The organism is Nocardioides taihuensis, assembly GCF_042657275.1.
Lineage (GTDB): Bacteria > Actinomycetota > Actinomycetes > Propionibacteriales > Nocardioidaceae > Nocardioides > Nocardioides taihuensis.
Map to the genome: position 1 here is coordinate 149606 of NZ_JBHSKD010000027.1, position 12217 is coordinate 161822.

At 74.2% G+C, this 12217-nt stretch carries 11 protein-coding genes; 6 read left to right on the forward strand and 5 right to left on the reverse strand.

Features of this window, described 5'->3' with window-relative positions; genetic code table 11:
* The first annotated feature begins 85 nt into the window (after positions 1 to 85).
* A complete protein-coding gene (locus ACFPGP_RS18755; protein WP_378593555.1) occupies positions 86 to 1249 on the forward strand; it encodes a phospholipase D-like domain-containing protein in 1164 nt (387 codons plus the stop codon).
* Between the two features lie 8 nt (positions 1250 to 1257).
* Here ACFPGP_RS18755 and ACFPGP_RS18760 read toward each other — a convergent pair whose 3' ends face one another.
* Positions 1258 to 2217 carry an SCP2 sterol-binding domain-containing protein gene (locus ACFPGP_RS18760; protein WP_378592433.1) on the reverse strand — a complete coding sequence of 320 codons (960 nt, stop codon included), beginning with the start codon at positions 2215 to 2217 and terminating at the stop codon, positions 1258 to 1260.
* Between the two features lie 58 nt (positions 2218 to 2275).
* The gene (locus ACFPGP_RS18765) at positions 2276 to 3217 is read right to left on the reverse strand and encodes a DNA-3-methyladenine glycosylase family protein (RefSeq protein ID WP_378592434.1); all 942 of its coding nucleotides are present in this window, start codon (positions 3215 to 3217) and stop codon (positions 2276 to 2278) included.
* An 84-nt stretch (positions 3218 to 3301) separates the two neighbouring features.
* Between ACFPGP_RS18765 and kynA the strand changes: the two genes are divergently transcribed.
* The gene (gene kynA, locus ACFPGP_RS18770; RefSeq protein WP_378592435.1) at positions 3302 to 4174 is read left to right on the forward strand and encodes a tryptophan 2,3-dioxygenase; all 873 of its coding nucleotides are present in this window, start codon (positions 3302 to 3304) and stop codon (positions 4172 to 4174) included.
* Here kynA and ACFPGP_RS18775 read toward each other — a convergent pair.
* Positions 4171 to 4821 carry an FMN-binding negative transcriptional regulator gene (locus tag ACFPGP_RS18775; protein WP_378592436.1) on the reverse strand — a complete coding sequence of 217 codons (651 nt, stop codon included), beginning with the start codon at positions 4819 to 4821 and terminating at the stop codon, positions 4171 to 4173. The two genes, kynA and ACFPGP_RS18775, sit on opposite strands and share 4 nt — an antisense overlap.
* Positions 4822 to 4896: 75 nt before the next feature.
* Between ACFPGP_RS18775 and ACFPGP_RS18780 the strand changes: the two genes are divergently transcribed.
* Together ACFPGP_RS18780 and ACFPGP_RS18785 are read left to right on the forward strand one after the other, a co-directional pair.
* Positions 4897 to 6429, forward strand: coding sequence for an ATP-dependent DNA ligase (locus ACFPGP_RS18780; protein ID WP_378592437.1), 1533 nt, complete (start codon positions 4897 to 4899; stop codon positions 6427 to 6429).
* Positions 6430 to 6484: 55 nt separating this feature from the next.
* Complete coding sequence (locus tag ACFPGP_RS18785; RefSeq protein WP_378592438.1) at positions 6485 to 7168, forward strand: TetR/AcrR family transcriptional regulator; 684 nt, start codon at positions 6485 to 6487, stop codon at positions 7166 to 7168.
* Between the two features lie 10 nt (positions 7169 to 7178).
* Here ACFPGP_RS18785 and ACFPGP_RS18790 read toward each other — a convergent pair whose 3' ends face one another.
* Positions 7179 to 8591: a serine/threonine-protein kinase gene (locus tag ACFPGP_RS18790; RefSeq protein WP_378592439.1), complete on the reverse strand. Its 1413-nt coding sequence runs from the start codon at positions 8589 to 8591 to the stop codon at positions 7179 to 7181.
* Between the two features lie 40 nt (positions 8592 to 8631).
* Positions 8632 to 9912: an acetyl-CoA C-acetyltransferase gene (locus tag ACFPGP_RS18795; protein WP_378592441.1), complete on the reverse strand. Its 1281-nt coding sequence runs from the start codon at positions 9910 to 9912 to the stop codon at positions 8632 to 8634.
* A gap of 97 nt (positions 9913 to 10009) precedes the next feature.
* On the opposite strand from ACFPGP_RS18795, the gene ACFPGP_RS18800 reads away from it, so the two are divergent.
* Positions 10010 to 11362 carry a 3-oxoacyl-ACP reductase gene (locus ACFPGP_RS18800; protein WP_378592442.1) on the forward strand — a complete coding sequence of 451 codons (1353 nt, stop codon included), beginning with the start codon at positions 10010 to 10012 and terminating at the stop codon, positions 11360 to 11362.
* 1 nt (position 11363) lies between these two features.
* Positions 11364 to 12206: a MaoC family dehydratase gene (locus ACFPGP_RS18805; protein ID WP_378592443.1), complete on the forward strand. Its 843-nt coding sequence runs from the start codon at positions 11364 to 11366 to the stop codon at positions 12204 to 12206.
* The last annotated feature ends 11 nt before the right edge of the window (positions 12207 to 12217 follow it).

A 12217-nucleotide genomic window follows, 5' to 3' on the forward strand; every position in this document is an offset into this window, starting at 1 on the left:
GTGGTCCGGGCTCGAGCGCGCGCTGCGGCTCGTCCGCCGGGTGGTGCTCTCGCTGTTCGCCGCCCAGCTGGCACTGGCCGTGGGCATGTCGGTCGTCGACTCCTACCGCCGCCGGGGCAAGAAGCCGCGCCCGTTCCCGACGGTCGCGCCGCTCGACGTCCGGGTCGGCGACAGCACGGTCACCACGTACACCTACGGGGCGGACCTGTTCGAGGCGATGCTCGCGGCGATCGACGGCGCCCGGCGTCAGGTGCTCTTCGAGACCTACATCTGGAAGGGCGACGCCGTCGGTGAGCGGTTCAAGGCCGCGCTGGCCGCGGCAGCCGCCCGCGGCGTCGAGGTCTTCTGCGTGTACGACGGCTTCGCCAACCTCGTGGACTCGCCCCGCTTCCTGCACTTCCCGCACTCGATGCGGGTGCTCCGCTACCCCGTGTACGCCGCGGGGTGGCGCTTCTTCGACCTGCGCCGCTACGGCCGCAACCACCGCAAGCTGCTGGTGGTCGACGACGAGGTCGGGTTCGTGGGCGGCTACAACATCGGGGCGGCGTACGCGACCGAGTGGCGCGACACCCACGTGCGGATCACCGGACCTGCCGTGTCGGACCTCAAGCGCACCTTCGCCGACCTGTGGAACCTGCACCGGCGCCGGCGGATGCGCCCGAGCGAGCGACCGCTGCTGATCGAGACCCCGTCGTCGTGGGAGCCGCGGATCCGGCTGCACCGCAACGTGCCGCGGCTGTGGATGTTCCCGATCCGCGGCATGTACCTCGAGGCGATCTCGCGGGCCAGCCGCAACGTGTGGATCACCCAGGCCTACTTCCTGCCCGACCAGGACTTCGTCGACGCTCTCAAGCAGGCAGCCGCGCGCGGCGTCGACGTCCGGCTGCTGGTGCCGCTGAAGTCCAACCACGTGGTGGCCGACTGGATCTCGCGCGGCTACTACTCGCAGCTGCTCGACAGCGGCGTGCGGATCTTCCGCTTCCGCGACGCGATGGTGCACGCCAAGACCGCCACCGTCGACGGCACCTGGTCGACCGTCGGCACCGCGAACATCGACCGGCTCAGCCTCACCGGCAACTACGAGGTCAACGTCGAGATCTTCGACGAGCGCCAGGCCGAGGTCATGGAGGAGATCTTCCGCGTCGACGAGTCCAACAGCCTCGAGCTGCGCCGCGCCGAGTGGGAGGCGCGCGACCTGCACCGCAAGTTCACCGAGGCGGTGCTGGCCCCGCTGCGACCGCTGCTCTGACGCCGGCCCTACGGCGCGGAGGGGATGTCGAAGAGCCCGGCGAGCTGCAGCGCCCTGGCCTTGTCGCCGCGGACCTTGAGCTGCCCCTTCAGCACCCCGGTGATCGGGCTGAGGTGGCCGGTCGCGAGGCGCAGGAAGTCGTGGCCCTCGAGCGTCACCGTGGCGTGCCGCTCCCCCGCCCCGCCGTCGTCGTGGCCCTGCACCTCCGTGACCGTCGCCGCCCCCGCGGCCACCCGGACCACGTACCGCTCGATCTCGCCGGCCGGGTGGCCGAGCAGGCGGAAGCCCACCGTGAGGTCCGCCTTGCGCGCGCGGTGCGGGTCGAGGAAGTCGGGCAGGCGCCGGAAGATCTCGCCGAGGACGACGTCGCGGAAGCCCGACCGCATGACCTTGCGCAGGTGGTCGGGCTTCACGCGGGCGAGCACGGTGGCCACGGCGACCGGGTCGAGCGCCCGCGGGTCGACGGCGACGCGGTGGGTGCCGGGCACCTGGAACAGGCCGCCGACCGCGAGGGCGAGGTCGGCGTCGCCCTCGATGTCGAGGTGGCCGGCGAGGTACTCCAGGCCCGCGTTGCGCTCCCCCGTGACCAGGCGCACGAAGCGCAGCAGGCTGGTGCGCATGACGACGTCGGCGTGGGCCCCGGCCGCGACCCGGGGCACGGTCGTGAGCGCGCCGGCGGCGAAGTGGAGGGCGTGGCGTTCCAGCAGCTTCCCGCGGCGCTCGAGGTCGAACCGGACGACGCCCTCCAGGGCGGCGAGGCGCTCGGGGACGGCGTACTCGTGGAGGCGCTCGAGGATGCCGACCACCGCGGCGGAGCGCACCTCCTCCCGGCCGATCAGGTCGAGCAGCGCGTCGTCGCCGGTGGCCGCGACCCCGGCGACGAGCTGCTCGGGGTCGACCTCGGCGAAGAACCGGGCCGCCGCCTCGGCGTCGGCGGTGCGCAGGGACTCGAGGGTGACGACGGGCACGCCGCGACCCTACCTGTGTCTCGGGGTAACACCTACGGGTCCGGACGGCGAGTCGGCGTCAGCGCGGGAGGTGGGTGCGCGGCGCCATCCGGGGCCCGCGCCGGGGGCGGTGGAGCCCCGCGAGGTTGACCAGCAGCTGCACGCGGCCGCGGTGCGGGCGCCACGGCTCGAGGAACAGCTCGAGCTCGAGGTCGTCCATCGGGACCCCGCGCAGCGCCCACCCGATGTCCTTGGCGACGTGGTAGTCGCCGAAGGAGACGGCATCGGCGTCACCCAGCGCCCGGGACCGCACCTCGGCGCTCGTCCACATCCCGATGCCGGGCAGGCTGCGCAGCCGGGCGTCGGCGGTCTCGCTGTCGAGGGCGACGAGCCGCTCGAGGCTGTCGGCGACGCGGGCGGCCTGGACCACGGTGCGCGAGCGGGCGGGATCGATGTGGAGCCGCAACCACTCCCACGACGGGATCGCCCGGAGGGTCGCCGCGTCGGGCTGGACCCACAGGTCGAGGTCGTGACCCGGGCCCGGTGCCCGCTGGCCGTGACGGTGGACGAGGGCACGGAAGCCGCCGAAGGCCTCCTGGCCGGTCACCTTCTGCTCGATGATCGCCGGGACGAGCGACTCCAGCAGCAGTCCGGTGCGCCCGAAGCGCACGTGCTCGAATCGCCGGAAGGCCTCCACCAGCACCGGGTGCCGGGGCTCGAAGCCGCTCGGGTCGTCGCTCGCGCCGAGCAGGTCGGGTACCGAGTCGAGCGCCCACTCGGCACCGGGGCCCCACGCCGCGGCGAGCACCTCGCCGTCGGCAGGCCTGGCCTGCACGACCAGGGTGGCGGGGCCCTCGGGCGTGCGGATGCCGCGCCAGTGGCGGCCGGAGAGGTCGACCTTGTACGTGGGGTCGCCGCGTCCACGCCGGTGCACGGCGAGGATGGTGCCGGCCGGGCACGGCCACTCGGGCCGCCACGACCGAGCCAACCGCACCGGCCGACCGAGGTCGGCCTGGGTCATGGCCCGACGGTAGCCGACTGCGCGGACACCGGACAGGGGCGCGCGTACCAGCGCGACGTCCAGAGCGGCGTCTAGGGTGCGGCCATGACCCAGGAGCGACCCGAGGAGCGACCCGAGATCAGGCGCGAGCTCGAGGAGGGCATCGAGCGCGACTTCGCCGAGCAGATGTCCTACGGGGACTACCTGTGCCTCGACCAGCTGCTCTCCGCCCAGCGGCCGCGCAGCACCCCGCCGCAGCACGACGAGCTGCTGTTCATCATCCAGCACCAGACCTCGGAGCTCTGGCTGAAGCTGATGGTGCACGAGCTGCGCTCCGCCCGGTCGCTGCTCGCCGCCGACGACCTCGCGCCCGCGCTCAAGCGGCTGGCGCGGGTCAAGCACATCCAGCGCACCCTCACCGAGCAGTGGAGCGTGCTGGCCACGATGACGCCCAGCGAGTACGCCGAGATCCGGCCCTTCCTCGCCACCAGCTCGGGCTTCCAGTCGGCGCAGTACCGCGAGGTCGAGTTCCTCCTCGGCAACAAGGACGCCGCGATGGTCGACGTCTTCCGCCACGACCCCGCCGCCCGCGCCGAGCTCGACGTGCTGCTGCACGAGCCGAGCCTCTACGACGAGTTCCTGCGCTACCTCGCGCGCGCCGGGTACGCCGTACCCGAGGAGCTGCTGGAGCGCGACTGGACGCAGCCCTACCGGATGCACCCCGGGCTGGTGGACACGATCGCCGAGGTGTACGCCGCGCCCCACGGCCACTGGGGCGTCTACGAGACCTGCGAGGAGCTCGTCGACGTGGAGGACAACTTCCAGGGCTGGCGCTTCCGCCACCTGCAGGTCGTGCAGCGCACGATCGGCCACAAGAGCGGTACGGGCGGGTCGTCGGGCGTGGACTTCCTGCGGCGGGCGCTGGACCTGACGTTCTTCCCCGAGCTCTTCGAGGTGCGGACCCGGGTGGGCTCCTAGCCCTCGGCCGCGCGGTCGGCCTCGAGCGCCGCACGCACGGCGTCCGCCACCGCCTGGTCGGGTGTCCCGTCGAGACCCGCGACGACCCCCTCGCGGTCGGCGTCCGAGCGGTTCTGGCTGAGCTTCGCCTTGCCCTCGACCTGCTCGACCGCCATCTCGACGCCGACGATGGCGCGCAGCTGCCCCGCGACGTACCGCTCCGGGGCGTCGGCCACGGCCCACGCGTCGTGGCGTCCCGCGCCCGCCTCGTGGCGGTCGGTGAGCGCCGTGACCAGCTCGAGCAGCCAGTCGGTGTCGTCGACCACGCGGACGGGCCCACGGAGGTGGACCGCGCTGTAGTTCCAGGTCGGCACGACCCGACCGTGCTCGCGCTTGCTGGCGTACCACGACGGGCTCACGTAGGCGTCCGGCCCCGTCACCACGGCGAGGCCCGGCGCGCCGTCCCCGATGGCCTGCCAGTGGGGGTTGGCGCGGGCGACGTGGCCGACGAGCCGGTCACCGCGCCACAGCACCGGCAGGAAGGTCGCGTCGGGGGTGCCGTCGGCCGCGACCGTGACCAGGTGGGCGGTGCCGACGGTGTCGACGAGGGCCCGCGCCTCCGCTTCACCCTCGATGCCGAAGTGGCGCGGGACGTAGAGCCGGTCCATGGCGCCAGTCTGGCACCGGGCCGTGGAGCTCGCCGGCCCTCTGCCCTGTCGGCTCCCCCCGGCACAATGGCGAGCATGCTGCTCGCCGAGGTCGTCGCCGCCTCCGCCGCGGTGTCCGCGACCCGCTCGCGCAAGGCCAAGGTCGCGGCTTTCGCCGAGGTGCTGGCCCGGGCCGGGGAGGCCGAGGTCGCGACCGTGACCGCCTACCTCGCGGGCAGCCTGCGGCAGCGGCGCACGGGCCTGGGCTGGCGCTCGCTCGCCTCGCCGCCCACCCCCGCGGACGAGCCGACGCTCGAGGTGCTCGAGGTGCACGAGGCGTTCGCGACGATCGCGGCGATGTCCGGGCCCGGCTCGCAGGCAGCCCGGGCGGCGGCCGTCGACGCGCTCTTGTCCCGCGCCACCGCCGACGAGCAGGCGTGGCTGCGCGGCGTCGTCACCGGCGCGGTGCGCCAGGGCGCCCTCGACGCGCTGGTGCAGGAGGGGGTGGCCGCGGCGGCCGGGCTGCCCCTGGCCGCGGTGCGGCGCGCGGCGATGATGGCCGGCTCGACCACCGCCGTCGCGACGGCGGCGATGACCGGCGGCGAGGCCGCGCTCGCCGAGTTCCGGCTCGCGGTCGGTCGCCCGGTGCTGCCGATGCTGGCCTCCAGCGCCCCCGACCTCCCGGCCGCGCTCGCCCGGGCCGGCGCCGGCGCTCCGGTCGCGGTCGACGCCAAGCTCGACGGCATCCGCATCCAGGTCCACCGCTCCGGTGACGACGTGCTCGTCGCCACCCGCTCGCTCGACGACATCACCGACCGGCTGCCCGAGGTGGTCGAGGCGGTCCGCGCCCTCCCGGTCGACCGCGTCGTGCTCGACGGCGAGGCGCTCCTGCTCGACGGGGCCGGCCGCCCGCGCCCCTTCCAGGAGACGGCGTCGCGCACCGCCACCCAGCACGCCCCCGGGGCCGCACCGGGGCTCCACGTCACGCCGTACTTCTTCGACGTGCTCCACCTCGACGGTCGCGACCTCGTGGACTCCCCCGGCAGCGAGCGCGCCGCCGCCCTCGAGGCGCTCGTGCCCGCCGACCACCGGGTCGCCCGGGTGGTCACCGCCGACGAGGCCGAGGCGCAGGCGTTCGTCGACGAGGTGCTCACCGCAGGCCACGAGGGTGTCGTGGTGAAGAACCTCGACGCGCCGTACGACGCCGGCCGCCGCGGCGCCGCCTGGGTCAAGGTCAAGCCGGTGCACACCCTCGACCTCGTCGTGCTCGCCGTCGAGTGGGGCAGCGGGCGGCGCGAGGGCTGGCTGTCCAACATCCACCTCGGCGCTCGCGACCCGCAGAGTGAGACCGGCTTCGTGATGCTCGGGAAGACCTTCAAGGGCATGACCGACGCGATGCTCGCCTGGCAGACCGAGCGCTTCCTGGGCCTCGAGACCTCGCGCGCGGGCCACGTCGTCCACGTCGCGCCCGTCCAGGTGGTCGAGATCGCGCTCGACGGGCTGCAGCGGTCGACCCGCTACCCCGGCGGTCTGGCGCTGCGCTTCGCCCGGGTCGTGCGCTACCGCGACGACAAGACCGCCGACGAGGCCGACACGATCGAGACCGTGCGGGCGCTCGGCGGCGGCTGACGATCCCGTCACAGATGTGCAACTCACTGTTGCAAGATCCCCTAGAGTCGGCGGCATGACCACCGCCCCGCCCACCGACGGCCGCCGGACCGCCGCGGCCCGACGCCGCCGCGAGCGCGAGGCCGAGATCCTCGCCGCCACCCGCCGGCTCTTCGACGAGCGTGGGGTGCGCGAGGCGCAGATCGAGGACATCGCCAAGGCGGTGGGCATCAACCGCGCGATCGTCTACCGCCACTTCCTGGGCAAGGAGGAGCTCTTCGCGCTGACCCTGGTCGGCTACCTCGAGGAGCTCCGCGACGCGCTGACCGAGGCCGACGCGGCCGACTGCACGCCGCAGCGCCGGCTGGCGGCGATCGTCGAGGCGTTCGCGGCGTACGGGCTGGCCCACCCGGCGTTCGTCGACTGCGCCCAGACCCTGATGCGCCGCCCCGGCCCCGAGCTGCTCGAGGAGGTCTCCGAGGGTGCGCTGTTCCGGCTCGGCCGCGGCATCTCCTCCTGCCTGGCCGTGCTCAGCGGCGTGGTGGAGGCGGGCGCCGAGGGTGGCGAGTTCGCCGTGGACGACCCGGTCGTGCTCGCCAACTTCCTCTACGCCAGCGGCCTCGGCGCCCTCCAGCTCGCGCGGGTCGGCCTGCTGGTCGCCGAGTCCGCGCCGGGCGTGCCGACGCTCGGCAGCATCACCTCCGAACAGGTGACCGACCACCTGGTGCGCTCGGCCCTCGCGCTGGTCGCCCCGCGCTGAGCCGCGGCCGTCACCCCTCCTCGCTGCTCCAGGAGTACGCCGGGGTCGGGGCGACCGCCACCACGAGCTCCACGGTCGCACCGACCGGCAGCCGTCCGGCGGGTCGTACGGCGACCACCGCGCCGTCACCGTCGGACCTCACCACGCTCCCCCGGCTCGGGACGAGGCCGAGGGCGACCAGCTTGCGCGCCGCGCGGGCGTAGCCGAGACCGGTCACGTCGTCGGCGTCGAGGGTCGTCTGCCCCGACGCGACGCGCACCACGACGACGGTGTCGTCGTCGACCCGGCTGCCGGGCGCCGGCGACTGGCCGAGCACGTCTCCCGTCTCCGCGGAGGGGTCGTCGACGAGCACCCGGCGGTGGTCGATCTCGGCGCGCGTCAGGCGGGTGTCGGCCGCGGCCCAGGTCGCGTGGCCGACGTCGGGCACCCGGTCCGGCTCGGAGCGCGCGGCCACCCCGCCGATCACGACGAGGCTCGCGGCCACCAGTGCCGCGGCGACCGCCGTACGCCGCGAGCGCAGGGCTCGTCGCCAGGGTCGCTCCCGGGACGCCGCAAGCGCGGAGGCGCCGGGCGCCGGCGGCAGGACCGGGCGCACGGGTTCGGTCTCCTCGGTCAGCGCCGCCAGGATCTCGCGCGCGGTGTCGGCCACCACTCCCGCATGGCCCAACCGGGCCCCGGCGTCGCGGACGACGAGACCCGCCACCAGCTGGGCCACGCCGGGCGGCTGGCCCTCGATCGGCGGGAGGTCGTCGTGCAGCACCGCGAGCGCGGTGGCGACCGGTGTCTCGCGGCGGAACGGCTTGTGGCCGGTGAGGCACTCGTAGGCGAGCATGCCCAGCGACCACAGGTCGGAGGCAGGCGTGGCCGTGTGGCCCGAGCACTGCTCGGGGCTGATGTAGTCCACGGTGCCGACGATGGTGCCGGTCGAGGTGAGCGGCTCGGCGTCAGCGCTGCGCGCGATCCCGAAGTCGACCAGCACCGCCCTGCCCTCGTCGGTGACGATCACGTTGGAGGGCTTGAGGTCGCGGTGCACGATGCCCGCCTCGTGCGCGGCCTCGAGCGCGTCGGCCACCTGGGCGACGAGGTCGAGCACCTCGCGCACCGGCAGGGTCCGCCGGTCGCGCAGCACCTGCCAGAGCGAGGTCCCCTCGACCAGCTGGAGCACGAGGTGGGGCTGTCCGTCGACCTCGAGGTAGTCGAAGACCTCGGCCACGCCCGGGTGGTGCAGCGAGCCGGCGAGCCGCGCCTCGGCCTGCAGCCGCGCCCGCAGCACGTCGTCGTCCTGCCCGGCGCGCAGCTGCTTGATCGCCACGTCGCGGTGGAGCAGCGTGTCGCGTGCCCGCCGGACCACGCCGCTGCCGCCGGCCCCCAGCACGTCTCCGAGCGCGTAACGCCCGGCGAGGACCTCCCCGACCTCCACCATGCGCGGGTGGTACCCCGCGCACGGCGACGTGAACCCCCGGTCACCTCTCCAGGATCGCCACCACGCCCTGGCCGCCGGCCGCGCAGATCGAGATCAGGCCGCGTCCGCCACCGTTGCGGTCGAGCAGCTTCGCGAGGTTGGCCACGATCCGCCCGCCCGTCGCGGCGAACGGGTGGCCCGCGGCCAGCGAGGAGCCGTTGACGTTGAGCCTGTCCCGATCGACCGCGCCGAGCGGGGCGTCGAGGCCCAGCCGCTCCTTGCAGAAGACCGGGTCCTCCCACGCCTCGAGCGTGGCCAGCACCTGCGAGGCGAAGGCCTCGTGGATCTCGTAGAAGTCGAAGTCCTGCAGCGAGAGCCCCTCACGCTGCAGCATCCGCGCCACGGCGTACGCCGGTGCCATCAGCAGGCCCTCGGCGCCGTGGACGTAGTCGACGGCGGCGGTCTCGTACGCCGTGAGCCAGGCGAGCACCGGCAGGCCGTGCTCCTCGGCCCACTCCTCCGAGCCGAGCAGCACCGCCGAGGCGCCGTCGGTCAGCGGGGTGGAGTTGCCGGCCGTCATCGTCGCCGCCGAGCCCTTGCCGAAGACCGGCTTCAGCGTGGCGAGCTTCTCGACCGAGGAGTCCGGTCGCAGGTTGTTGTCGCGCTCGAGGCCGTGGAAGGGCGTGACCAGGTCGTCGAGGAAGCCGGCGTCGTACGCCGCGGCGAGGCGCTGGTGGGACCGGGCGGCGAGCTCGTCCTGCTCCTCGCGCCCCACCTGCCACTCCAGCGCCGTGAGCGCGGCGTGGTCGCCCATGGACAGCCCGGTGCGGGGCTCGCCGTTGCGCGGGATCTCCAGCCCGATGTCCCCGGGCCGGATCGAGCCCAGCGCCTTGAGCTTGCCGGTGGTGTCGCGCGCGGCGTTGACCTTCATCAGCTTGCCGCGCAGCCGGTCGCTGATCGCGACCGGGGCGTCGGAGGTGGTGTCGGTGCCGCCCGCGATGCCGGCGTCGATCTGGCCGAGGGCGATCTTGTTCGCGACCTGGATCGCCGCCTGCAGGCCGGTGCCGCAGGCCTGCTGGATGTCGGTGGCGGGCGTCTCCGGCGCGAGCGTCGAGCCGAGCACCGCCTCGCGGGCGAGGTTGAAGTCGCGGCTGTGCTTGAGCACCGCACCGGCGACGACCTCCCCGAGCCGCTCCCCCTCGAGCCCGTACCGGGCGGCCAGCCCGTCGATGGCCGCGGTGAGCATGTCCTGGTTGGACACGGTCGCGTAGGCGGTGTTGGAGCGGGCGAACGGGATCCGGTTGCCGCCGAGCACGGCGACGCGGCGGGTGGTGGTCTGCATGCGCCTATCGTGGACGACGGGTCCGGCCCGACGGAACGCAATGAGGGGCAGGTCACGAAATGTGGACTCCGAGTTACACAGACAGTTACATGTACTCATGAGCGACCGCTACCAGGGCTTCGTCCAGTCCCCGCTGGGCCGGGTCCTCGTGAAGAACCTCGGCCTGCCCGACCCCGTGCGGCTCGACCGCTACACCGCCGGGGAGCCGCTCGTCGACGGCGTGGTCGGCCTCGGCGGCCGCGGCCGGCTCGCCGGGCCGCTGCCCGAGATCCTCGACGGGCTCGGCATCGCGTCGACCGACGCGTCCGGAGGGCCCGGGGACACGACGTTCCGGGGCCTCGTGCTGGACGCCACGGGCCTGACCAGCGCCTCCGACCTCGTGGCGCTGCGCGACTTCTTCACCCCCCTGATGCGCTCGCTGACGACCTGCGCCCGGCTCGTCGTCCTCGGTACTCCCCCGGAGCTGTGCCACGGCCCGGAGCGAGTGGCGCAGCGCGCGCTCGAGGGCTTCACCCGCAGCCTGGGCAAGGAGGTGGGCCGCGGGGGCACCAGCCAGCTGGCCTACGTCGCGGAGGGCGCCGAGGGAGCGGTCGCCTCGACCCTGGCCTTCCTCCTCAGCCCCAAGTCGGCCTACGTCTCCGGCCAGGTGGTCCGGGTCGGCGCGACCGGCACCACGTCGCCCGGGCAGGTCGAGGACTGGCTGCGGCCGCTCGCCGGGCGGACCGCACTGGTCACCGGCGCCAGCCGCGGCATCGGCGAGCAGATCGCCCGCGTGCTCCACCGCGACGGCGCGACCGTGGTCGGCATCGACGTCCCGCAGGCGGCCAGCGAGCTGCAGGAGCTCATGGCCGAGCTCGGCGGCGACCACCTGACCCTCGACATCACGGGCAAGGACGCCCCGCAGCGGATCGCCCACCACCTGCAGGAGAAGCACGGCGGCGTCGACGTCGTGGTCCACAACGCCGGCATCACGCGGGACAAGAAGCTGGCCAACATGGCCGCCTCCTCCTCCGGCGACCGCTGGACGTCGGTGCTCGACGTCAACCTCGTCGCGCCCGAGCGGATCACCCGCGAGCTGCTCGACCAGAAGGTGGTCCACGCCAACGGCCGGATCGTGGGCGTCGCCTCCATCGCGGGCATCGCCGGCAATGCGGGCCAGACCAACTACGCGACCTCCAAGGCCGGGGTGATCGGCCTGGTCGACGCCCTGGCGGGCGAGCTGCCCGACGGGATCACGGTCAACGCCGTCGCACCGGGCTTCATCGAGACGAAGATGACCGCGGCGGTGCCCTTCGCGACCCGCGAGGTGGGCCGTCGCCTCAACGCGATGAGCCAGGGCGGCCAGCCGGTCGACGTCGCGGAGACCATCGCCTGGTTCGCCAACCCCGCCTCGACCGCCGTCGACGGCAACGTGGTGCGCGTCTGCGGCCAGATGATGCTCGGGGCCTGACGTGCTGCCGGTGCTCCTCAAGGCGGCGCTGCCGTCGGTGCCGGTCGTCAACCAGCTGCCGGGGGTGCGCAAGGTGCCCGGAGCCGACCTCGGCAGCCTGTCCGCGTCGCGCGAGGTCTCCGTCGAGCGCGACCACGTCACGGCGTACGGCGCCGTCTGCGGCTTCCCCCACAAGGACACAGCACCGCTGCCCTACCCGCACGTGCTCGCGTTCCCGCTGCACCTGGAGCTGATGACCAGCCCGGAGTTCCCGTTCCCGGCCATCGGCTCGGTGCACCTGGAGAACACGATCACCGCGCACCGCGCCATCGAGGTCGGCGAGGCGCTCGAGGTCACGGTGACGGTGCGCGGGCCGCGCCCGCACCCGAGAGGAGCGCTCGTCGACTTCGTCACGGAGGTGCGCGGCAGCGAGCACGTGGCCTGGGAGTCGGTCTCGACGTACCTTCGCCGCGGAGCCTCCGCCAGCGGCGAGCCGGGCCCCGGACTGACGCTGCCCGACCCGCTGCCCGGCGGGATCGAGTGGCGGCTCCCGGCCGACCTCGGACGCCGCTACGCGGCGGTCTCGGGCGACCGCAACCCGATCCACCTCTACCCGTGGACCGCGCGGGCGCTCGGCTTCCCGCGGCAGATCGCGCACGGGATGTCGACCCTGGCCCGCTGCCTCGCAGCGCTGGAGAACCGGCTGCCTGACGCGGTGCAGGTCGAGGTCGCCTTCCGCAAGCCGGTGCTGCTGCCCGGCTCGGTGCGCTTCGCGACGGCCGGGGACCGGCACGAGCGGACCTTCTCGCTGGCCAACCCGGCCGACGGCGCCGCCCACCTGGTGGGGCGGGCGCGGGCGCTCTGAGCCGTCCCCCG

Excerpts from the sequence above, each read along its gene's own strand:
- ACFPGP_RS18755 (WP_378593555.1), top strand. The coding sequence starts at position 86 with ATGTCGGTCGTCGACTCCTACCGCCGCCGGGGCAAGAAGCCGCGCCCG.
- ACFPGP_RS18765 (WP_378592434.1), bottom strand. The coding sequence starts at position 3,217 with ATGACCCAGGCCGACCTCGGTCGGCCGGTGCGGTTGGCTCGGTCGTGG.
- kynA (WP_378592435.1), top strand. The coding sequence starts at position 3,302 with ATGACCCAGGAGCGACCCGAGGAGCGACCCGAGATCAGGCGCGAGCTC.
- ACFPGP_RS18775 (WP_378592436.1), bottom strand. The coding sequence starts at position 4,821 with ATGGACCGGCTCTACGTCCCGCGCCACTTCGGCATCGAGGGTGAAGCG.
- ACFPGP_RS18780 (WP_378592437.1), top strand. The coding sequence starts at position 4,897 with ATGCTGCTCGCCGAGGTCGTCGCCGCCTCCGCCGCGGTGTCCGCGACC.
- ACFPGP_RS18785 (WP_378592438.1), top strand. The coding sequence starts at position 6,485 with ATGACCACCGCCCCGCCCACCGACGGCCGCCGGACCGCCGCGGCCCGA.
- ACFPGP_RS18790 (WP_378592439.1), bottom strand. The coding sequence starts at position 8,591 with ATGGTGGAGGTCGGGGAGGTCCTCGCCGGGCGTTACGCGCTCGGAGAC.
- ACFPGP_RS18795 (WP_378592441.1), bottom strand. The coding sequence starts at position 9,912 with ATGCAGACCACCACCCGCCGCGTCGCCGTGCTCGGCGGCAACCGGATC.
- ACFPGP_RS18800 (WP_378592442.1), top strand. The coding sequence starts at position 10,010 with ATGAGCGACCGCTACCAGGGCTTCGTCCAGTCCCCGCTGGGCCGGGTC.